General features: G+C 68.8%; 17 protein-coding genes. 14 read left to right on the top strand and 3 right to left on the bottom strand.

The genetic code is table 11. The features are described from left to right. The first annotated feature begins 99 nt into the window (after positions 1-99). The 7 genes from J5J86_RS08450 (at position 100) to J5J86_RS08420 (ending at position 8,726) form a co-directional block, all read left to right on the top strand. Entirely contained in the window at positions 100-813 is a 714-nt protein-coding gene (locus J5J86_RS08450; RefSeq protein ID WP_247658243.1) for a Tim44/TimA family putative adaptor protein, read from the top strand. Between the two features lie 8 nt (positions 814-821). Beyond that, a complete protein-coding gene (gene mltA / locus J5J86_RS08445) occupies positions 822-2,093 on the top strand; it encodes a murein transglycosylase A (protein WP_209104445.1) in 1,272 nt (423 codons plus the stop codon). Continuing rightward, complete coding sequence (locus J5J86_RS08440; protein WP_209104444.1) at positions 2,090-2,716, top strand: Smr/MutS family protein; 627 nt, start codon at positions 2,090-2,092, stop codon at positions 2,714-2,716. The genes mltA and J5J86_RS08440 overlap by 4 nt, the downstream gene beginning before the upstream one ends. Next, positions 2,713-3,078: a helix-turn-helix domain-containing protein gene (locus tag J5J86_RS08435; RefSeq protein WP_209104443.1), complete on the top strand. Its 366-nt coding sequence runs from the start codon at positions 2,713-2,715 to the stop codon at positions 3,076-3,078. The genes J5J86_RS08440 and J5J86_RS08435 overlap by 4 nt, the downstream gene beginning before the upstream one ends. A gap of 119 nt (positions 3,079-3,197) precedes the next feature. Further along, on the top strand, positions 3,198-5,852 hold the full coding sequence (locus J5J86_RS08430; RefSeq protein ID WP_209104442.1) for a TIGR02302 family protein: 2,655 nt from the start codon (positions 3,198-3,200) through the stop codon (positions 5,850-5,852). A 239-nt stretch (positions 5,853-6,091) separates the two neighbouring features. Then, positions 6,092-7,225, top strand: coding sequence for a glycosyltransferase (locus J5J86_RS08425; protein ID WP_209104441.1), 1,134 nt, complete (start codon positions 6,092-6,094; stop codon positions 7,223-7,225). A gap of 28 nt (positions 7,226-7,253) precedes the next feature. After that, positions 7,254-8,726, top strand: coding sequence for an oligosaccharide flippase family protein (locus J5J86_RS08420; RefSeq protein WP_209104440.1), 1,473 nt, complete (start codon positions 7,254-7,256; stop codon positions 8,724-8,726). A gap of 80 nt (positions 8,727-8,806) precedes the next feature. Here the strand turns inward: J5J86_RS08420 and hpt are convergent, their stop codons facing one another. Continuing rightward, positions 8,807-9,343: a hypoxanthine phosphoribosyltransferase gene (gene hpt, locus J5J86_RS08415; protein ID WP_209104439.1), complete on the bottom strand. Its 537-nt coding sequence runs from the start codon at positions 9,341-9,343 to the stop codon at positions 8,807-8,809. Between the two features lie 152 nt (positions 9,344-9,495). Here hpt and ftsE point away from each other — a divergent pair, with 152 nt between their 5' ends. The 5 genes from ftsE to J5J86_RS08390 are packed head-to-tail and all read left to right on the top strand — an operon-like array spanning position 9,496 to position 13,180. Then, positions 9,496-10,155: a cell division ATP-binding protein FtsE gene (ftsE, locus tag J5J86_RS08410; protein ID WP_209104438.1), complete on the top strand. Its 660-nt coding sequence runs from the start codon at positions 9,496-9,498 to the stop codon at positions 10,153-10,155. Next, on the top strand, positions 10,148-11,101 hold the full coding sequence (locus tag J5J86_RS08405) for a cell division protein FtsX (RefSeq protein ID WP_209104437.1): 954 nt from the start codon (positions 10,148-10,150) through the stop codon (positions 11,099-11,101). Before ftsE ends, J5J86_RS08405 begins: the two co-directional genes overlap by 8 nt. Before the next feature lie 55 nt (positions 11,102-11,156). Further along, entirely contained in the window at positions 11,157-11,882 is a 726-nt protein-coding gene (locus J5J86_RS08400) for a YdcF family protein (protein ID WP_209104436.1), read from the top strand. Positions 11,883-11,911: 29 nt separating this feature from the next. Next, a complete protein-coding gene (locus J5J86_RS08395) occupies positions 11,912-12,697 on the top strand; it encodes a lysophospholipid acyltransferase family protein (protein WP_247658235.1) in 786 nt (261 codons plus the stop codon). 39 nt (positions 12,698-12,736) lie between these two features. Next, the gene (locus tag J5J86_RS08390; protein WP_209104435.1) at positions 12,737-13,180 is read left to right on the top strand and encodes a hypothetical protein; all 444 of its coding nucleotides are present in this window, start codon (positions 12,737-12,739) and stop codon (positions 13,178-13,180) included. 247 nt (positions 13,181-13,427) lie between these two features. Here J5J86_RS08390 and J5J86_RS08385 read toward each other — a convergent pair whose 3' ends face one another. Continuing rightward, on the bottom strand, positions 13,428-13,994 hold the full coding sequence (locus J5J86_RS08385) for a gamma-glutamylcyclotransferase (RefSeq protein ID WP_209104434.1): 567 nt from the start codon (positions 13,992-13,994) through the stop codon (positions 13,428-13,430). 96 nt (positions 13,995-14,090) lie between these two features. On the opposite strand from J5J86_RS08385, the gene J5J86_RS08380 reads away from it, so the two are divergent. Then, positions 14,091-15,155, top strand: a complete 1,065-nt coding sequence (locus J5J86_RS08380; RefSeq protein WP_209104433.1) for a DUF2125 domain-containing protein — start codon at positions 14,091-14,093, stop codon at positions 15,153-15,155. Positions 15,156-15,455: 300 nt separating this feature from the next. After that, positions 15,456-16,391 carry a sulfotransferase domain-containing protein gene (locus J5J86_RS08375; RefSeq protein WP_209104432.1) on the top strand — a complete coding sequence of 312 codons (936 nt, stop codon included), beginning with the start codon at positions 15,456-15,458 and terminating at the stop codon, positions 16,389-16,391. Between the two features lie 73 nt (positions 16,392-16,464). On the opposite strand, the gene J5J86_RS08370 is transcribed toward J5J86_RS08375, so the two are convergent. After that, positions 16,465-21,297, bottom strand: coding sequence for an NAD-glutamate dehydrogenase (locus J5J86_RS08370; protein WP_209104431.1), 4,833 nt, complete (start codon positions 21,295-21,297; stop codon positions 16,465-16,467). Positions 21,298-21,394 lie beyond the last annotated feature (97 nt).

Genomic DNA, 21,394 nt, shown 5'->3' with positions numbered 1-21,394 from the left:
ATCCAAGAGGCGCACCGCGCCGGGCGGGGACCTGTTCCGCATCAACGCAATCGAGGCGCACACGGCCTTGTCGTGTCGCCGGAGGCATGGCGAAGCGCAGTGCTCGACATCTACACAATCATCTTCCTGGCCCTGGCGGTGTTCATCTTCATCCGGCTGCGCAGCGTGCTGGGACAGCGGACCGGACGGGAACGCCCGCCTTACGATCCCTATTCGCGCGACGCCGCCCGCCCGACGCCCGCCTCCGACAAGGTGGTGAAGCTGCCGGAACGCAATGCGGACGGCCCCGGCCGCGTGGAACCGGTTGAGGAAGCCGAACCAGCCGCCTATCGCTGGGACGGCGTGGCGCAGGAGGGCACCCCCCTCGCCAACACGCTGGACGAGATCGCCGCCCGCGAGCCGGACTTCGACGCCAAGCACTTCCTCACCGGCGCCAAATCCGCCTATGAGATGATCGTGCTGGCCTTCGCCAATGGCGACCGCCGCATGCTCAAGGACCTGCTCGCCAAGGATGTCTATGACGGCTTCGTCTCCGCCATCTCCGACCGCGAAGGCCGGGGCGAGGTGATGGAATCGCGCTTCGTGTCCATCGAGAAAGCGGACCTGCTGGACGCCAGCCTGAAGGGCGCCACCGCGCAGGTGACCGTGCGCTTCGTCTCTAAGCTCATCTCCTGCACCCGCGCCAAGGACGGCACGGTGGTGGACGGCAGCCCCGACACCGTGGCCGACGTGACGGATGTGTGGACCTTCGCCCGCGAGCTCGGCGCCCGCGACCCCAATTGGAAGCTGGTGGCGACCGAAGCCGCGCAGTGAGGACGGCCATGGCGCGGGACGGGCGGCGGCGAGGCAGGACGCCCGAGGGCGGCTGCGCGCCGCGCGCCAGCCTGCGCGCGGGCCTAGTGCCGGTCCTCTTTCTCATTGCCCAATCGACTGCGGCACTGGCAAAGCCGGCTCCGCCCGTTTCCCTCGCCCCGCCGCCCCGGCTGGAGGCCGCGCGCCTGGAGCCGGTCGCCTATGCCGCTCTCCCGGGCTGGCAAGAGGACAAGGCGGGCGCGGCCTTCCGCACCTTCCTGACAAGCTGCGCCGCGCTCAAGGCGCCGCCGCCGGAACGCGGCCCCACCTCCAATCCTGCCTTGCTTTCGGGCTTGAGGCACGCTTGCGACGCGGTCGCGGCACTCGGCACCCGCACCCCCTCCGACCCGGTGGCGCGCTTGTTCTTCGAGGCCAATTTCCGCCCCTATCGCATCGTGCCCGACGCCAATCCGCCAGGCTTCCTGACCGGCTATTACGAGGTGGAAGTGGAGGGCTCGCGCGTGCCCACCGCCGATTTCACCGTGCCCGTCTATGCCCGCCCGAAGGACTTCATCCCCACGGCTCCACCCGCCGAGAGCAATCGCGGCGGCGCCCTGCGCAAGGAGGGCGCCCGGCTGGTGCCCTATTACGACCGCGCCGCCATCGAGGACGGGGCATTGCGGGACCAGGGCCTGGAAATCTGCTATCTGCGGCATCCCGTGGATCTGTTCTTCATGCAGATCCAGGGGTCAGGGCGCATCCGCCTCACCGATGGCGGGGTGCTCCGGCTCAATTATGACGGCCATAATGGCTACCCCTATCTCCCCGTCGGCCGCCTCCTGATCCAGCGCGGCCTGGTGCCACGCAACGAGATGAGCATGGAGCGCATCCGCGCCTATATCGAGGCCGATCCCGCGGCCGGACGGGCGCTGATGCGGGAGAACCGTTCCTTCGTCTTCTTCAAGGCCGTGGACCTGCCCGCCGAGGCCGGCGCCCTCGGGGCGGAAGGGGTGCCGCTGACGCCGCTGCGCTCCATCGCGGTGGACCGGGCGCGGCACGGCTATGGCACGCCTTTCTTCATCGCCGCCGACCTGCCGCTGGGCGGCCCTGTCCCCACCACGTTCCGCCACCTCATGATCGCGCAGGACACCGGCTCGGCCATTGTCGGCCCGGCGCGGGCCGACCTCTTCTTCGGAGCGGGGGTGGAGGCGGGGCGCATTGCGGGCGGTATCCGGCATCCCGGCGCCTTTTTCCTGCTGGCGCCGCGCCAGGCGCCGGCCGCCGCCGGAGCACCCCGATGAGCCGCCGGCGCCGCATTCGGCTGCTCAATCCGGAAGAAAAGGCGCTGTGGCATCATGTCATGCGCCAGGTCACGCCCCTGAAGGGACGCACCGCCCTGGAGATCGCCCCGCCGCCCCCCGCGCCCGTCCCCGTGCCGGAGGCGGCCGAGGGCCAGCCGAGCCCGGCACGCAAGGCGGAAGCGAAGGGCGGACCTGCCCGCCCGACGCCGGCCCCGCCGGTGACGCCCCTCGCCCCCATGGAGCCGCGGCTGCGGCGGCGCCTCAATCGGGGCGCGGATGTGGATGCCCGGCTCGATCTGCATGGCATGACACAGGCCGCCGCCCATCGGCGGCTCACGCTCTTCCTGCTGGAGGCCCATGCCGCCGGCTTCGCTTTGGTCCTGGTCATCACTGGCAAGGGCGATGCGGAAGGCGCCCCCTTGCCGGGCGAGGAGCGGCGCGGCGTGCTGCGCCGGGCGGTGCCGCTCTGGCTGTCGGAGCCGGGCCTGCGCCCCTATGTGGTGGGCTTTGAGACCGCCAGCCGTCGCCATGGCGGGGAAGGGGCGCTCTATGTGCGGGTGCGCCGCCGCCGGGAGGGGACGGATCGGGGCTGGGGGGACAGGGACTGGGGAGACGTGCCGTGACCCCGTTCGGCCGTCGCATCCGCGACCTGCGTGCCGAGCGCGGCGTGACGCTGACCGCCATGGCCGAGGCCATCGGCGTGACGCCGACCTATCTCTCCGCCCTTGAGAACGGCAAGCGCGGCCAGCCCACATGGGCGATGGTCCAGCGCATCATCGCCTATTTCAACGTCATCTGGGACGAGGCAGAGGATCTCCAGCGCCTGGCCGAATTGTCCCATCCTCGCGTGGTGGTGGACACGGCCGGCCTGACGCCGGAGGCCACCGAGCTTGCCAATCTCCTGGCCAAGGAAATTGCATTGCTGCCGCCGGAAGCGGTGGCGGAGTTGCTGGGCCGGCTGAAGATCCTGCGCCGGCGCGGTTGAGGCGCGCGCATTCTGGCCCGCTGAACCAGTCGTGACCGGCCACGGCCGCGCCACCGCTGGCGTCGCCCGTGCGTCATGCTAGACTTCGTGGCTTGGACGGGCTGGTGTTCGGAGGGTTCGTGGCCGCCACACCGGAATCAAATCAGATCCGCACCGCGGAGCAGGAAGCAAGCGCGCATCTGGCGCGGGCAGTGGCGCGTGCGCGGCGCGTCATCCTGTGGGAACGGATCTGGCCGGTGCTGGTGGGCGCTGGCATCGTTGCCGCGCTCTTTCTGGCCGCGTCCTGGGCTGGCCTATGGCTGTCCCTTCCGCCATTAGGCCGTATCGTGGGCGTCGGCCTGTTCGCCCTGCTGATGGCCTGGCAACTCTGGCCCCTGGCTCTGGTGCGCCCCGCCAGCCGCGCCGAGGCGCTCGCGCGCCTCGACCGATCCAGCGCCCTCGCCCACCGCCCCGCCACCACCATGGCGGACGACATCGCCACCCGTCCGGACGATCCGGTGAGCGCCGCCTTGTGGCGCGCGCACATGGCCCGCACCCTGGCGAGCGTACGCCGGCTGAAGGCGGGCATCCCCACCCCCGGCATGGCTGCCCGCGATCCCCGCGCCTTCCGGGCGTTGGCGCTGCTCTTGCTCGTGCCGAGCTTCTTTTTTGCCGGCTCCGACCATGTCTCGCGCATCCTGTCCGCCTTCAACTGGAAAGGCGCGGTGGTGCAGGCGCCCTATCGCCTCGATGCCTGGGTTGATCCGCCCGGCTATACGGGCCGCGCCCCCGTGGTGCTGCCAGGCTTGCGCTCCGACGAGGTGACGCAGACCCAGGGCACCGCCATCTCCGTGCCCGCCGGCAGCGTCCTCGTGGTGCGCACGGTGGGGCTCGACGCCAGCGCTCTTCGCACCGATCTCGGCATCGTCGAGCTGAAGCCCAGCGAGGCGCTCCCCGCCGAGGGTCAAGCCGCCAAGGACCAGCCCGCCAAGGCGCCCGAGCCGGCGCGTCCCGGCGCCGCCACGGAGCGTCGCTTCACCATCGCCCAGTCCGGCGGGGTGACCTTCACCGGACCGGATCAGCGCGCGGTGGTCTGGCGCTTCCAGGCGCAGCCGGACAGCTTGCCCACCATCAGCTTCGTGAAGGACCCGCACGCCGGTGCGCGCAATGCCCTCGTGCTGGCCTATCGCATCGATGACGATTACGGAGCCAAGGAAGCGAGCGCCCAATTCGCCCCCGCGCCGCCCGAGCGCCCCTTCTTCGCCCGTCCCGACCGGCCGGCCCCGGCTGCCGGAACGCCCCTGGTGCCGGCGCCCGACTTCGCCCTCGCCTTGCCTGTGGGCGGCAAGAGCGGCGCCCAGACCACCAAGGATTTGGTGGCCCATCCCTGGGCCGGGGCCAATGTGCTGATCACGCTGAAGGTCAAGGACGAGGCCGGCAACGAGGCTTCCAGCGAGACCAAGACCTTCCGGCTGCCCGCCCGCTCCTTCTCCAATCCGCTCGCCCGCGCCCTCATCGAGGAGCGGCGCACCCTCGCACTCGACGTGGGAGCCCGCGGCCGCGTGGAGACGGTGCTGTCCGCCCTCACCCTGGCGCCCGACAAGTTCGGCATGGAGGCGGGCACCTTCCTCGGCCTGCGCTCGGCCTATTGGCGCCTGCAGAATGCGCGCACCGAGGACGATTTGCGCGGGGTCGTGGACTATCTGTGGGAAATGGCCATCGCCATCGAGGACGGCAATCTCTCCGACGCCCAGCGCGAGCTGCGCGCCGCCCAGCAGGCGCTGCGCGAGGCGCTGGAGCGCGGCGCCAGCGACGAGGAAATCCAGCGGCTGATGCAGGATCTGCGCGCCGCCATGGACAAGATGATGCGGCAGCTGGCGGAGGAGGCCAAGCGCGACGGCGGCACCGACGCCCGCCCCCTCGACCAGAATTCCCGCATCCTGCGCCCGCAGGACCTGCAGCGCATGATGGACCGGATCGAGAATCTCGCCCGCTCCGGCTCGCGCGATGCGGCGCGCCAGATGCTCGATGAATTGCAGGCCATGATGGACAATCTGCGCCCCGGCAATCGCCAGGCGGGCCGTCAGCAGGGCCAGCAGAGCGAGCTGGGCAACATGATCCAGGAGCAGCAGCGGCTGCGGGATCGCACCTTCCGCCAGGGCCAGCAGGGTCAACAGGGCCAGCAAGGGCAGCGCGGCCAGAGGGGACAGCAAGGCCAACAGGGCGAGCAAGGGGAGCCGGGCGAGTATGGCGACCTGCAGCAAGGCCAGCAGGAGCTGCGCCGGCGCCTCGGCAAGATGCTGGACGATCTGCGCCGCATGCAGGAAGGCCAGGGCCAGGGTCAGCAAGGGCAAGGGCAGCAAGGGCAGGGAGAAGGCGAGGACGGGGAAGGCGCCATGGGCCGGGCCGGCGACGCCTTCGGCCGCGCGGAGCAGGCCATGCGCGATGCGGAAGGCGCCCTTGGCCAAGGTGACGGCCAGGGTGCGCTGGATTCCCAGGGTCGCGCGCTCCAGGCTCTGCGCCAGGGCGCCCAGGCGCTGGCGGAGGCCCAGCAAGGCAATTCCGACGGCCAGGGCCCCGGCGGCCCCTCGGGCGAGCAGGCCACGCGCACCGACCCGCTCGGCCGCCCGCTCCGCAATCAGGACTATGGCGACGACTTCACCGTGAAGGTCCCGAACGAAGTGGACGTACAGCGCGCCCGCCAGGTGCTGGAAGAGCTGCGCCGCCGGCTAGAACAGACCAACCGGCCCCAGCTGGAGCTGGATTATATCGAGCGCCTGCTGGAAAATTTCTGATCCCCTGAAGGTCCCAACGCCCTTTTGGCGATGGCGCCCGGCCATTTGTTCGGACGTGGTGCCGTTGCAGCCAGGCCACCGCATTGGCAATCGGGCAAGGCCGGGATATTGCGGGAGGGCGGCATTCGCCTGAATGCCTGGGACGGGGGTCTCCGCCCGGCGGAACGATCCGCCGGCGGTTTCGCCTCTCGCATGCCATGACCGCCCATGCGGCGGCCACTCCGGGGGCAGATGCCAGTATGGCGAGACGCGTCATTGCCCATGTCCTGCCCTGGGCCAATGTGGGGGGCACGGAGGTGGCCACCTTGCGGCTTGCCGCCGCGCTGCACAACCACGGCTATGCCAACATCCTTTACGCTCCCGATCTGACCGGCGCGGGCGAGGTGGCGGACCTCGTTCGCGACCACGGCTTCGCCCTCGCCCGCTATGCCCAGGTGGCGCCGCGACGCGCCTCCCCCTTGCCCTTCCTTGCCAATGTGGCGCGGCTCGCCGTCAGCTTCCGCCGCCGGGGCGTGGGCCTCGTGCATGGGGCCGACATTGCCGGCGCCTGCTTCACGGCTCTTGCCGCCCGGACGGCGGGCGCCCGAGCCACCAGCCACGTGCGCTGCGCCCACCCGGCCATGACCGACATCGACCGATGGCTGCTGAAACCCGTCGAGCGTTTCCTTTTCGTCTCCCATGCGACGAAAGGCGACCAGGACTTTCCTTGCGCGCCGGAGCGGGCGGAAGTGCTCTATGATGCCGCCGTGCCGCCCGCCGCCCTTGTTCCGCGCGGGGAAGCGCGGGCGCATTACGGACTTCCCGAGGATGCCTTGGTGCTGGGCATGGCGGCCCGCATTCATCCCCAGAAGGACCATGCCAGCCTCATCCGCGCCGCCGGCCTGCTGCGCGCCACCCATCCGGGCCTGCGCTTCCTCATGGTGGGCGATTTCAGCGAAGAGGCCTCCCATCGCGCCCAGTTCGCGCAGCTGGAAGCTCTGATGGCGGAAACCGGGACGCGCCACATGTTCGTCTTCCCCGGCTTCGAGGGGAACATGGCCCGCTTCTATGGCGCGCTCGACGTGGCCCTGCTGGCGAGCCACACGGAAGGCTTTCCGCTCGGCATCCTGGAAGCCATGGGCGCCGGCCTGCCGGTCATTGCCAGCGCTGTCGGGGGCGTCGCCGAGGCGGTGGAGAACGGGCGGACCGGCTTCCTCGCGCCCGATGGCGACGCCGGTGCCTTCGCCTCCGCCATCGCGCGCCTTGCGGATGACGAAGCGCTGCGCTGGCGCATGTGCGAGGCGGCAAGGGGCGAGGCTCTCACGCGCTTCGGCCCGGAGCGCTTTGCCCGCCAGGCCGCCGATTTCGCCCGCCGCATGATCGGCCCGCCCTGATGCTCCCTGCCCCGCGAGACCTTGCCCGATGCTCTCCCGCCTGATCGCCCGCGCCAGCCTGTTCTGGAAACCCGGGCCGTTGCGCGAGAGCCTCTATTACGCGCTTGGTCTCATCGCCATGCGCGCCATCGGCCTCGCGCTCCTGCCGGTGAACACCCATTTCCTCCCGCTCAGCGAATATGGACGGCTGGAAGTGCTGATGGCGCTGGCGGACGTGGGAGGCGTGGTGTTCTCCCTGGCTCTGCCCACCACGCTGTCGCGCTTTGTCGGCCTGCATGACGACTGGGAGAAGCGGCGGGAGGTCTGCGCCCACATCTTCGCCGTGGCCATCCTCACCTCCGCCGTGCTGGGGGCGCTCGGCCTTGTCATGGCGGGGGAGATCGCGCGGCTCATGCCGGGCAATCCCAGCGCGAACGAGGTGCGGCTCCTGGTGGTGTCCCTCTCCATGGAGGGCCTTCTGGGCGTGGCCCTGACCTGGCTGCGCATCCGGGGCGCGGCGGGCACCTTCCTCGTCCTGTCCGTTGGCCGCTCGGTCATCTTCGCCACCCTGTCGGTGGCGCTGCTCATGGCGGGATACGGCCTCATGGGCGTGCTGAGCGCCATGGCGCTGGCAGCGGTTTTCCAGGGGGTCGCGACCGCCATCGTGGTGCTGCGGGAAACGGGGGTGCGCATCCGCGGCATCGATTGGTGGCCGCTGACCATCTATTCCGGCCCGCTCCTGGTTTCGGCACTGGCCATGTTCGCGCTCGGCAGCCTCGACCGCTGGTTCCTGGCCGATGACGTGGGCACGGCGGAGCTTGCCCTTTACGGCGTTGCCGTCCGGCTCGGGGCGATCACGGCCGTGCTGCTGCAGCCCTTCCACATGTGGTGGTTCCCCAAGCGCTTCATCGTGCTGCGGGAGCCTTATGGGGTGGAGCGCAGCGCCCATGTGGTGGGCATCGGCATCGCTATCACCATCCTGGGCGGGGTCATCGTGGGCCTTGGCGGGCCGCTGGTCATCCATGTGATGACGCCGCCGGCCTATCATGCGGCGGCGCTCTTCGTGCCGTGGCTCGCCATGGTCTATGTGGTGCAGGAGATGGGGAGCCTGCTGGAGCTCGGCTCCTACCTGCGCAAGGACGGCTTCATTCCGCTTTTCACGAACCTGCTGGGCGCAGCCATCGTGGTGGGGCTCTATCTGGTGCTGATCCCCCGCTACGGGGTGGCGGGCGCCATTGCCTCGACGCTGGTGGCGCAGAGCGTGCGCACGCTCGTCATCCACCTGATCTCGCAATATTATATCCGCCTGCCCTACCAGATGGGGCGGCTGGCGCTGGTGGCGCTGATGGCGGCGGGCGGCACCGCCTTGTCCTTCTGGCTGCTGCCACCGGCCTTCGTGGTGCTGGGCGGCGTGGTGACGGTGCCCGCCACCACGCTCCTTGCCTATGGGCTGGGCCTGCTGCGGCCCTACCGGCCGCCGGTAGAGCGCGATCCGATCAGATTGAATCAATCTGATCGGTGAATCGCCCTCTAACTTATTGATAGAGAATGCGTGATCCGATCAGCCTGCGGTGCAGGCTGATCGGCGCATGCTCTAGAGGCTTATTCCAGCCCCTCGATGTGACCGATGAAGGGCAATTGACGGAAGGCGTGCGCCACATCCATCCCGTAGCCCACCACGAACACGTCCGGGCATTCGAAGCCAACAAGGTCCGCGTCGATCTGCACCGCGCGCTTGCCCGGCTTCTCCAGCAGCACGCACACAAAGACCCGGTTGGCGCCGCGCGCCATCAGCAGGTCCTTGGCGAAGGCGAGCGTGCGGCCGGATTCCAGGATGTCGTCGATCAGCAGCACGTCGCGGCCGCGCACGTCGCTTTCCACGTCGCGCAGGATCTCCACCTGGCCGGAGGAGACCGTGGCCTTGCGGTAGGACGACAGGTGCATGAACTCCATTTCCGGCGCGAGTCCGGCATTATGGATCGCCCGGATCAGGTCGGCGGCGAACATGAACGACCCCTTCAGGATCGCGACCGCCAGCATCTTCTCCAGGTTCAGGCCCGCAATCTCACGCGCCAACTCCGTGTTGCGCGCGGCGATGCGGTGCTCGTCATACAGAACTTTGACCGGTGGCAAGGACATGGCTTCCCTCGAATAGGGGGGCGAGAATGGACCGGGCCGCCGCTGGCGTAAAGCATTGCGGGCGAAGGCATGCGCAGCCATGTCCTCAAGCGCGCGCACTCGGGCTATGCTTGAGGCTTGCAGCGTCGCGCGATTCGCTGAAGGTGGAGACGTTGGTCCGTTTCGAGAATGTCGGCCTGAGATACGGCATGGGTCCGGAAGTGCTGAAGGACGTGACCTTCGGCATCGAGCCCAATTCGTTCCAGTTCCTGACCGGCCCTTCCGGCGCCGGAAAGACCACGCTCATGCGGCTGCTCTTCCTCCAGTTGAAGCCCACGCGCGGCCTCATCACGCTGTTCGGGCGCGATGTGTCCTCTCTGGATCCCGACGAGGTGGCGGTGCTGCGCCGGCGCATCGGGGTGGTGTTCCAGGATTTCCGCCTGCTGGACCATCTGACCACCTATGAGAATGTGGCCCTGCCCCTGCGCGTGCTCGGCAAGGATGAATCCTCCTATCGGGGGGAAGTCACCGAATTGCTCCACTGGGTGGGCCTCGGCGACCGCATGCATGTGCTGCCCCCCGTGCTCTCCGGCGGTGAGAAGCAGCGTGCCGCCATCGCCCGCGCCCTCATCGGACGGCCCGAATTCCTGCTGGCGGACGAGCCCACGGGCAATGTGGACCCCACTTTGGCGCGGCGGCTGCTCCGCCTGTTCGTGGAGCTGAACAAATCCGGCACCTCGGTGCTGCTGGCCACCCACGACATCGCGCTCATGGACCAGTTCGACGCCCGCCGCCTCGTGATCGCCGACGGACGGCTCTATGTCTATGACTGACACAGCCCGCACCGAGACCGAGGACGGCGCCGAGCGCGCCCGGGGCAGCCGGGCGCGGCCGCAGGCCTCCATCGTGCCCCGGGCCACCGTGGCGGGACGGGCGCTGGTGGCGGTGGTGGCCATCATGACTTTCCTCGCCAGCCTGACGGTCGGCACCGTCATGGCGGTGCGCACCACCGCCCAGACCTGGCGCGGCGATGTGAGCCGGGAAGTCACCATCCAGATCCGCGCCGGCGATCCGGCGACCGTGGATGCCCAGGTGAAGGCCGCCCAGGACCTGGCGAGCCGCACCCCGGGCATTGCCAGCGTGCATGTGCTGACCGGCGACGAGACCAGCCGCTTGCTGGAGCCCTGGCTCGGAACCGGCCTCAATTATTCGGACCTGCCGGTACCCCGGATCCTGGTGCTGCGCATCGATGGATCGAGCCCGCCAGACCTGACCCGCCTGCGACGCACCCTCACCGACCGCATCCCCACCGCCACCTTGGATGACCACCGGGGCTGGTCGCGGCGCCTGTCGGCCATGGCCGAGGGGGTGATGATCACCGGCCTCGGCCTTCTCATCCTGGTGGGCACCGCCACGGTGCTGTCCGTGGTGTTCGCGACGCGCGCGGCGGTGGCCACCAACCGGGCGGTGGTGGAGGTGCTGCATTTCGTGGGCGCCCGCGACCGCTTCATCGCCGCCCAGTTCCAGCGCCACTTCCTGAAGATCGGGGCACTGGGCGGTCTGATCGGTGGACTCGCGGCCACCTTCCTGTTTCTCGCCATCGCCAGCCTGCCAAGCCTGGGGCTGGGCGGGGAGCCGGAAAATCCATCCATTCTCACCTGGCTGGCGCCGGGCCTGTGGGGCTTCGGCGGCATCGCCTTGTCCGTGCTGCTGGTGACCGCCGTGACCGCGCTCACCTCCCGGGTGACCGTCTACCGGACGCTGCGGGCCATCCAATGAACGCAAGCGCCTGTCTTTCCTCGGCATTGCCGCATTCGGCATCCATTTTCCACCGATGAGACCAAGCAAGGGAGCTCCTGCCGCGCCCGGCCGCGAAGGCCTCGGCCTCGCCCCGCGCCAGCGGGGGCGCCACCGCCGCCTGCGTGTGGCGGCGCTGGCGCTCGGCTCCGTGCTGGGCCTGGCGACCCTGGCCTTCGTCGCCGGCTTCATGGTGTTCGTGACCCGCATTTCCGCGCGCGAGCCGGTGGCGCTGCGGTCCGCCGATGCCATCGTGGTGCTCACGGGCGGCGCCTCCCGGCTCAATGACGGGGTGCAATTGCTGGCGGACGGCTATGGCAAGCGCCTGCTCATCACGGGCGTGAACCGCACCACCACCGCCGACGAACTGCGGCGCACCTTGCCGGCCAGCCCGGCGCTGATGGAATGCTGCGTCGATATCGGCCACAAGGCGCTGAATACCTGGGGCAATGCCATCGAGGCGGCGGAATGGGCGCGGGCACGCAGCTTCCGCTCGCTGCTGGTGGTCACTTCCACCTGGCACATGCCGCGCGCCTTGTTCGAGATGGGCCGCATGCTGCCCGAGGTGGAGCTCATCCCCTACCCGGTGGTCACCGACCGTATGCTGGATGCTCAATGGTGGACGGAGCCGCAGACCGCGAAGCTCCTCCTCAAGGAATATTTGAAGTACATGATGGCGCAGGCGAAGATCCGTCCCGCCCAGGCGGTCGCGCCGGCCGAAGCGCCGCGTCCGGAAGGACCGCAGGCCTCGGCCACCCGCTGAGTTCCTCCATCGGGCACGGGGGCCCTGCCTTGAACCGTCTGCGGTCGTTCCTGTTTCACCTGTCGTTTTTCACCAGCACCTTCCTCTACATGCTGGTGATGGTGCCGTTCCTGCCGCTGATGCCGCGCCGCTTCATGTGGAAGCTGATTGTGCTCGTCTGGGCGCACACGACCATCTTCCTGCTGCGCACGGTGGCCGGCGTGCGCATGGAGGTGAAGGGCCGCGAGAACATCCTCCCCGGCCCGCTGCTCATCGCCGCCAAGCACCAGTCAGCCTGGGAGACCATTGCCCTCCTGCCGCTGTTCGAGGATCCCGCCTTCATCCTGAAGCGGGAGCTGATGTGGATCCCGCTGTTCGGCTGGTACGTGGCCAAGGCGCGCTTCATTCCCATCGACCGGGGCGCCCGCTCCGCTGCGCTGAAGACAATGACCGAGCGTGCCCAGCTGGAGATCGCCAAGGGGCGGCAGATCCTGATCTTCCCGGAGGGCACCCGCCGTCCCGTGGGGGCGCCGCCCTCCTACAAGTTCGGCGTCGCCCATCTCTATGGCAGCCTCGGCGCCCCCTGCCTGCCGGTGGCCCTGAATTCCGGCCTCTACTGGCCGCGCAAGGGGCCGCTGCGCCCGGGCACGGTGCGGGTGGAGATCCTGCCCCCTATCCCCGCCAATCTGCCGCGCGGCGTGTTCATGGCGCGGGTCGAGCGCGACATTGAGGCTGCCACGGCCCGCTTGGTGGCGCAGGGCCGGGCGGAGCTGGGCGAGGATCCGACGGGGGGTGCGGCAGAGCCTCCGCTGGAGCGGGGAAGCCCGGCCGCTTAAGTTAAAATTATCCCCGTTTTCCCGGCCTGTGGAAAAGTCTTGATCGGCGAATCGGCCCGTTCTAGTTTCGTTCTCATGAACGCGACTGATTCGCTCCTCGTGCCTCTTGTTGACGCCGGTCGGCTCTCCGGACTGAAGGAGGGACCGCTTGGTCCGCGTTTCCGTTTCTGGCGGGACGCAGACGGCCAGCGCCACGTGTTTTCGGTCTATGCGACCCATGAGGCGCCGGACTATCCCGACGCCATTGCGGTGGTCGCGCGCCGCACCCCGGCCGGTCCCATCGCCCTGTGGGCGGGTCCGGCGGGCGAGGCCGCGCGAGAGGCTGCGCGTCGGTTCCTCGCTGAAGAAATCCACATTCACGTCTTTGGCGAGGCGCCGCCCGCGGGGCTCCAGCCCTTTCTGTCTCCCCAGCCGGCCTTTCCCGATTTCCGGCCTGCTGCCGCCCCCCGTCCCCGCGAACTCAGCCGTCGCCACGCGGCCTGACGCGGCTGGATTGCCGGACCCGGAGAGGGAAGCTGGCTGAGGCCGGCACCTTCGGCGCACCCTGCAGCGGCTGCCCCTTCAGGCCGGCCGCCAAAGCCAGGTCAGGCCGGCCATAGGGATGCGCCCGCCGATGGGCTGCGCGGGGTCCGTCCGGGAACAATGGCCTGACGGATGGGCCGCAACGAAGGGCCTCGCGCCGGCAGGAAATGCCGGGGCTGCCTGTGGCGCCCCCTTCCCGCCAGCAGCGTCAGCCGGGCACCTGATGGCGCAGATGCTGGGCGATCCATTCCAGCCCCGCATCCCTGAGACCCATGCCTTCCAGCGCCGCGCAGGTGGCGAGCACATAGTCGCGGTTCGGACCCGACTTGCCATGGGCGCGACGCACCAGGTGGAGCTGGGCTTCCCGATCGAGCCCCGCTGCATATTGGGGATGGCCCCGATTGACCAGATAGACCACCGCCGGCGCCCGCCGCTCGCTGCCGTCCAGCAGCATCACGCGCCGCGTCGCCTCCCGATAGACGCCGGAAATCTGCTCCCGCGCCGTGAGATAGGCATGGGTCTCTTCCCAGTTTTCCGGCGCCACCCGATAGGCGATACCCCGGCAGGAGCCACCGAGGTCCAGCCCCAATACCAAGCCCGGCTGCTCGGCCGTGCCGCGATGGTGGGTGGAATAGATGCACAGCGAACGGTGCGCCCCGAGGAGGCGCGCCTCGGCCCGCTCCACGAACGAAAAGCCCGGGTTCCACATGAGGGAACCATAGGCAAACACCCAGCGATCATCGCTGGAGGGGTCGGTTTGGAGGGAAGTCGCCATCGCGTGCATTGACAAAGGGGCCGCACCGTCGCCTAACAGCGCCTTCCCCCGCCCGCAAGTCCCAAGCACAAATGTGCCATGCACAGAGGAAGGCGAATGACCTCGACGCAAGCCGCGCCCCGCCGCCGCAAGCCCTGGATCGTCGCGGTGCCCCTCGGCCTGCTTCTTCTGTTCGCGGCCGCCTGGTGCGGATTGTGGTTCTACGCCGCCCATCGGGCGGAAGCGGAGATCGAGGCCTGGCTGAAGCGCGAGGCGCGGGTGGGTCGGACATGGGGATGCGCGGAACGCAGCCTCGCCGGCTTCCCCTTCCGCTTCGAGCTCGTCTGCCGCGCGCCCTCGCTGGAGACACAGGGCGGCGATCCGCTGAAAATCACCGCCGCCCGCGCTCATGCGGTCGCCCAGGTATGGGCGCCCAACCATATCGTGGCCGAATTCGCCTCCCCGGCCCGGGTGGAAGACCTCGCCTCCGGCCGCGTCTATGATGCCAGCTGGTCGCTGCTCCAGATGAGCGGAGTGGGTGACGCCAGCGGTCGCCCGCAGCGCATGTCCATCGTTATCGAGCAGCCCAAGCTCGACCTCATCCTGGCGGCTGGCGCGGCCCCCACTCCCGGCTTTTCGGCCAGCCACCTGGAGGTCCATGCCCGCCGCACGCCAGCCACCGGCACGGGGCGCGACGGGGTCGACTTCGCCGCCGGGGTGCGTGGGGCGGAGAGCACCACCCTGGCCGCCGCCGGCGCGCCTGGTCCGCTCGACATGAAGGTGCAGGGGAATGTGAGTGCCGCCGACGACATGCGCCCCATGCCCGTCCGCGACCGGCTGCGCGCCTGGGCGGAGGCTGGCGGCACCTTCCGCCTGGACACCTTCGAGGTGACGACCCCGAAAGCTGCCCTCTCGGCCAGCGGCACCCTGTCTGTGGATCCGCAGGGCCGGCTCAACGGCGCGGTCAATCTGGGCTTTGCCGGCGTGGAGGAGATCCTCAAAAACCTATCCCGCAGCGGCGTCATCGCGCCCGAGATCGCACCGATCGTGGGCGCTCTGGCGCTGGCGGGAAAGTCGGGCGACGTGGCCGGGCGCAAGGGCTCCACCTTCGCCATCACCTTCCGCCAGGGCGTGCTCCAGCTGGGCAAGTTTCCGGTGGGCATCGTGCCGCCGCTCTTTTAGTCTTGCCAGGGACAGCGCCTTCCTTAGAGCATGCGACGATCAGCCTGCACCGCAGACTGATCGGATCACGCATTCTCTCTCAATGAGTGAGAGGGCGATTCACCGATCAGATTGATTCAATCTGATCGGAGCGCGCTCTAGGGAAGGCTGCGCATTGCTGCAATGTAAACGGGAAATGAAACGATTCTTTTCATTACCCGGCAAGTTCTTAACCAGGGAGAGCCTTTCCGCTAGCGTCGGGAATGTTACGGCGCCGGGGGGCGTACGGCTGTAGTTGAAGCCTCTTCTTGGACTGAAGCCATGGTGTCATTCACGCGGAAGGTTCATCGTGCGTGGTCCGCGGTGAAGTGGGGACAGAGCCGCCGCCACGAGGCCGGAAACCAGGGCGCTTTTCTGGGCGGCATCGGCGACTGCGAGGAGGGCATCCTGCAGCCCGCCATCATCGTTCAGTCCCACCGCCGCTCCGGCACCCATTTCCTTATCGACACGCTGCTACAGAACTTCCAGGTGGCGCGGGACTGGTTCCAGCTTGAGGAGGACTTCTTCTCCCGCCTCGGGCGCATGCCGGTGGTCCTGAAAAGCCATGAGCGCCATTTCGGCGAGAAGACCCACAGCCGTGATCCCTGGCATTCCTACCTGCACTGGGTGGCCGCGACCGCCTGCTATTCCAGCGCCTTTCATCTGCACATCGTGCGCAATCCCAGGGACGTCCTGCGATCGCAATACTACTTTGACCGGAAGGGTCACGAGCCGCGCCACCAGATCGCGCCCACCCTCAGCTTCACCGACTATCTCGCCAGCCCCAGCAGCCGCGATCCGGAAGGACGGCTGACGCCGCCGGCCTATTGGTGCGCCCACGTCTCCGCCTGGGGCCGGCGCTCGGACGTGCTCCATTTGCGCTACGAGGAAATGTGCCTGGACATGCCGGGACAGCTCGGGCGCATCTCCGCCTTTATCGGCCTGCCGGTGCTGCACCGGCGCTGGCTGCCCTCAACCGCCATCGGGCGCAACACGTCGGAGCGGCAGTCCCAGCTTTGCGCGGCAGACTGGGGACCGGCCGAAGAGGCCCTTCTCCAGGCGGCCGCCGCGGGCTTCGACCTGCCCCGCCTGGGCTACGGCCTGGAGACCGAAGGCCAGATCCCCCCGCTGCCCGTGCCACAGCACCGGAGATATCAGCCGGCAGCGGTCTCGATGATCCGCCCCACGCCTGCCTATGCCGCGCAGATGGACATCTGAGGTCCGGCATCTGAGATATGCCCCGCAGCGGGGCGGAGGAAGCCGGCGGGCATCACCCGCCGGCTTGGTTTCCTCAGGCGCGGGTGAGGTCCGCAAGCAGGTTGGCCGCCAGCGTCAGCTTGGACAGCGTCAGGCCGGAGGCGACGATATCCTGGACAGTGGCGCGGGTGCGCTCCACCTCCTTGCGGCGGCGGGTCACCCAGGCTTCCAGGGCCTCGTCTCCCGACAGACCGGTGGCGAGGATCTCCACCGTCACCTGCCGTACGAAGGTCTCCACCTGCCCCATGGCGCGGTCGAGCGCGAGGCGGTCGTAATAATCGGGAGCAACAATGCCCCGCGCCGCCTGGCCGATCTCGTCCACGGCGAAGTAGCGGCCTGCCGCGAAGAAGGTGGGCGCCGCATCGGCAATGGTGCGCCCGGTGGTCTGGGAAAGAAGGGCGATGTCCGTCCCTGCCCCGAGCGCCCGCAACAGCACCACCTGCCGCGCCAGCGCGTCCGGCACCTGCTTCTCGATGAGAGCCGCCACCTCCCGGTCACGCCAGGCGCGCCAAGCCATGGGCAGGCTCGCATCGAGCACCCCCGACAGCGCCGAGATGCCGGCCTCATACTCCTTCACCACGTCCGCAATGCTCGCGCTGGCGCTGACATTGCGGAGCATCCATATGGTGCGGCTGAGCAGCAGTTCCTGAAGCGCACCGTAAAGGCCGAGCTGCACCTTGCCGTCGATCTTGTTGTCGAGGGCGTCGATGGCCGTATAGAGCCAGGGCAATCCGAAGCTGTGATTGACGATGGCGAAGGCCCGCACGATGGAGGCGGAATCCGCGCCCGTCTGGTCCGCCACCCGGGCGATGGCCGCAGGCCCCCCCAGATTGATCACCGCATTGGCGAGGCCCGTGGCGATGATCTCGCGGCGCAGCCGGTGGTGATCGATGGCAGTGGGGAAGCGCTGGTGCAGAGCCTGCGGGAAGTAGCGCACCAGGTCGCCCTCGAAGAAGGCATCGTCGGGCACGTCGGAGGTGAGCAGCTCGTCATAGAGCGAGAGCTTGGCATAGGCGAGCAACACCGCCAGTTCCGGCCGGGTGAGGGCCTCCCCGCGCGAGCGGCGCTCCTGGATTTCGGCGTCGGTCGGCAGATATTCCACCGCCCGATCCAGTTCGCCCCGCAGTTCCAGCATCTGCATGAGGCGCTGCTGGAAGGCGAGGTCCGAGGTCCCGGCCCGCTCGGCGAGGGAGAGGGCGAGCGTCTGCGCGTAATTGTTGCGCAGGACCAGGTTGCCCACCTCGTTCGTCATCTGGCCGAGCAAGGCCGCGCGGTCCGGGGCAGAGAGCACCCCTTCCGCCACCGGGAGGGACAGGGCGATCTTGATGTTCACCTCCACGTCGGAGGTGTTGACGCCGGCTGAATTGTCGATGGCGTCGGTGTTGAGCCGCACGCCGCGACGCGCGGCCTCAATGCGCCCGCGCTGGGTCATGCCGAGGTTCGCGCCCTCGCCCACCACCTTAACCCGCAGCTCGGAGGCCGCGATGCGGATGGCGTCATTGGCCTTGTCGCCCACTTGCGCGTCGGTCTCGGAGCCGGCGCGCACATAGGTGCCGATGCCGCCGAACCACAGAAGGTCCACCTGGGCGCGCAGGATCGCGCTCATCACCTCAGCCGGGGTTGCCTCCGCCTTGTCGAGGCCGATGACGGTGCGGGCCTGGGGCGAGAGGGGAATGCTCTTGGCCGAACGCGGATAGATGCCGCCACCCTCGGAGAGGAGGCTCGCATCATAGTCCGCCCAGCTGGAGCGGGGGAGGTTGAACAGGCGCTGGCGCTCCACGAACGAGCGCGAGGGATCGGGATGGGGATCGATGAAGATGTGGCGGTGGTCGAACGCCGCCACCAGCTTCAGCGCCTTGGACAGCAGCATGCCGTTGCCGAACACGTCGCCCGACATGTCGCCCACGCCCACCACCGCGATGGGGGTGGTCTGGATATCCACGTTGATCTCGCGGAAATGGCGCTTCACCGCCTCCCACGCGCCGCGGGCGGTGATGCCCATGGCCTTGTGGTCATAGCCCACAGAGCCGCCGGAGGCGAAGGCATCGTCCAGCCAGAAGCCGTGCTTCTGGGAGATGCCGTTGGCGATGTCGGAGAAAGTGGCCGTGCCCTTGTCCGCCGCCACAACCAGATAGGGATCGTCGCCGTCGAGCATGGTCACCTGGCTGGGATGCACCACCGCGCCGCCGGCCAGATTGTCGGTGATGTCCAGGAGGCTGGAGACGAACAGCTCGTAGGCAGCGATGCCCTCCGCCTGGATGGCATCGCGCGAGCCACCGGCGGGCAGGCGCTTGGGCACGAAGCCGCCCTTGGCACCCACCGGCACGATCACCGCATTCTTCACCTGCTGCGCCTTCACGAGACCCAGCACCTCGGTGCGGAAATCCTGCGGCCGGTCGGACCAGCGCAGGCCGCCGCGCGCCACCTTGCCGAAGCGCAGATGGACGCCCTCCACGCGCGGCGCATAGACGAACACCTCGTAGAGCGGGCGCGGCAAGGGCAGCCCTTCCACCTTGCGGCTGGAATACTTGATGGCGATGACCGGCTTCACCCGGCCCTCCCCGTCCCGCTGGTAGAAGGTGGTGCGCAGCGCCGCGTCCACCAGGTTCACGAAACGCCGCAGGATGCGGTCCTCATCCAGGGACGACACATCGGCGAGCCGCGCCTCGATGGCCTCGCGGATCGGCGTCTCGCGGGCTGTGCGGGCCTCCTCGTCCTGGGCGAGGGCCGGGTCGAAGCGGGCGTGGAACAGGGCGACGATCTGCGCCGCCACGTCCTTGTGGCCGACCAGGGTGGTCCACAGATAGTCCTGGCTGTAGGCGATGCCGGCCTGGCGCAGATAGCGCCCAAGCGCCCGCACCAGCGCCACTTCCCGCCAGTCGAGGCCGGTATCGAGCACGAGCGCGTTGAAGCCGTCATTCTCCGCCTCGTCCCGCAGGACGGCGGTGAGCAGGTCTTCCATCCGCTCGGCGGCGCCGGTCACGTCGATGGTGCCGCCATCGGTGCGCTCCAGCGACATTTCGTGCAGCCATGACGGCGTCGTCTCCTCCCCGTTGAGGGTGGGCACGATGCGGTAGGTGCGCTCGTTGATGGACTTCAGGCCCATATTCTCCAGCATGGGCACCCGCACCGAGAGCGGCAGCGGCTGGCCGAGGGAGAGCAGGCGCAGGGAGATGCGGGTGGCCGGGTCCTCCTCCCGCCGGAAGAAGTCCAGCGCGATGGGCCGTTCGGGCGACAGGCGCTCCAGGAGCTCAATGTCGGCCATGGCGGTGGGGATGGAGGTGGAGGCCACATAGCCGGCGCCGAACGCTGCGCAATAGCGCGCCATCAAGGCGGGGGCGGCATCGCCATGGGCGTCGCGCAGCGCGTCGCGCAGGCGTTCGGGCCAGGACAGGACATCGTGCGCCACCTGGGATTCAAGCTCGGCGCGGTCCACCACCGGCGTGCGGCCCTCTCGCCGGCCGATGATGTACTGGACGCGGGTCAGCGGCACATCGGTGAGGAAGGTGGGGGTGAAGGCCGCCACATGGCCGCCGAAGGCACCGGCAAGACGGTCGCCGATGCGCTCGCGCAGGGCGCTATCGAAGCGGTCGCGGGGCACGAAGACCAGCACCGAGACGAAGCGGTCGAAGGGGTCGATCCGCGGCAGGACACGCACGCGGGGACGATCATAGAGCGACAGGATCTCCAACGCGTAGCGCAGGAGCTGGTCGGTCTCGATCTGGAACAGGTCGTCGCGGGGATAGGTCTCAAGGACGGTGGCAAGCGCCTTGCCGGAATGGCTCTCCCGCTCCAGGTCCGCCCTGGAGAACACGCTCTCCGCCTTGCGCCGCAGATAGGGGATCTGCCGCACGGAATGGGTGTAGGCGTTGGAGGTGAAGAGGCCGATGATGCGCATCTCGCCCACCAGCTTGCCCTGCCCGTCGTGCAGCTTCACGCCCACATAGTCGAGATAGGCGCGGCGATGGACGCGGGAGCGCAGGCTCGACTTGGTGATGACGAGGGGGACCTCGTCGCTCAGGAACTGCCGGCTCTCGGGCGAATCGCCCACCGCCTCGTCGCCGAGCCGCAATTCGCGCACCTGCGGGTCCTTGAGGATGCCGAGGCCGCTCTGCGCATCCGCCTCTAAGCCCCCATCGGCCGTGAAGCGATAGGTGCGCACGCCGATGAAGGTGAAATTGTCCAGCACCAGCCATTCGACGAAATCGGCCGCTTCCTCGCGCTCCTCGTCGCCATAGGGCCGCGCCTCGCGGCGATAGCCCTTCGAGACCTCGTACACCGCATTGCGCATGGCGACGAAGTCGCGATTGGCGGCGCGGACGTCGTCGAGGGTCTGGTCGAGGGCGGCTTTCAGATCCGCGCAGTCCGCTTCGCTGTCGATGCGCTGCACATGCAGGTGAATGAAGCTCTCATGGGGCATGTGTCGCCCCTCGGCCTCGTGCAGGTTGGCATCGAGCGCCGTGAGGGCGCCGTTCGAGTCGCGCTCCACCGCCAGGATGGGATGGGAGACGAGCTTGAGCTCGAGGCCGCGGTCCGACAATTCGCCGGCCACGGAATCGAACAGGAACGCCATGTCGTCATTCACCGCCTCGATGACGGTGATGGCAGGCGCGCCGGGCCAGTCGGGGTTGAAGACCTTCACGTCCTGCCGGCCCGGTGGGCGCTGGCGCAGATGGGCATAGGCCTCGCGCACGAGGCAGACGAGGGCCTCTGGCTGGAGCGCCGCCACGTCCTCCGGCGCCGCGCCGCTAAGAAGCGCGCGGGCGAACGCCTCCGGCACGCCGTCTTCCAGAAGAGCCACCGCTGCGGCAATACGCTCGTTTGTCCCGGTCGCCTTGTTGGCGGATTGATTGGCCTGGACGTTCATGACGCACTCCCCGTTGTCCCCGGCGCGATCGGGGGACAAAGGCACTCCGCCCCCCCTATCGTCATTGCGTCTCCCGATGTGGCACACCACCGCGATG

This window comes from Aquabacter sp. L1I39 (genome assembly GCF_017742835.1).
GTDB lineage: Bacteria > Pseudomonadota > Alphaproteobacteria > Rhizobiales > Xanthobacteraceae > L1I39.
Note: the sequence above shows the minus strand (reverse complement) of the source record. Positions and strands in the feature narration are given on the sequence as shown.

Excerpts from the sequence above, each read along its gene's own strand:
- hpt (WP_209104439.1), bottom strand. The coding sequence starts at position 9,343 with ATGTCCTTGCCACCGGTCAAAGTTCTGTATGACGAGCACCGCATCGCC.
- J5J86_RS08405 (WP_209104437.1), top strand. The coding sequence starts at position 10,148 with ATGACTGACACAGCCCGCACCGAGACCGAGGACGGCGCCGAGCGCGCC.
- J5J86_RS08425 (WP_209104441.1), top strand. The coding sequence starts at position 6,092 with ATGGCGAGACGCGTCATTGCCCATGTCCTGCCCTGGGCCAATGTGGGG.
- J5J86_RS08440 (WP_209104444.1), top strand. The coding sequence starts at position 2,090 with ATGAGCCGCCGGCGCCGCATTCGGCTGCTCAATCCGGAAGAAAAGGCG.
- J5J86_RS08400 (WP_209104436.1), top strand. The coding sequence starts at position 11,157 with ATGAGACCAAGCAAGGGAGCTCCTGCCGCGCCCGGCCGCGAAGGCCTC.
- J5J86_RS08380 (WP_209104433.1), top strand. The coding sequence starts at position 14,091 with ATGACCTCGACGCAAGCCGCGCCCCGCCGCCGCAAGCCCTGGATCGTC.
- J5J86_RS08370 (WP_209104431.1), bottom strand. The coding sequence starts at position 21,297 with ATGAACGTCCAGGCCAATCAATCCGCCAACAAGGCGACCGGGACAAAC.
- mltA (WP_209104445.1), top strand. The coding sequence starts at position 822 with ATGGCGCGGGACGGGCGGCGGCGAGGCAGGACGCCCGAGGGCGGCTGC.
- J5J86_RS08385 (WP_209104434.1), bottom strand. The coding sequence starts at position 13,994 with ATGGCGACTTCCCTCCAAACCGACCCCTCCAGCGATGATCGCTGGGTG.
- J5J86_RS08375 (WP_209104432.1), top strand. The coding sequence starts at position 15,456 with ATGGTGTCATTCACGCGGAAGGTTCATCGTGCGTGGTCCGCGGTGAAG.
- J5J86_RS08420 (WP_209104440.1), top strand. The coding sequence starts at position 7,254 with ATGCTCTCCCGCCTGATCGCCCGCGCCAGCCTGTTCTGGAAACCCGGG.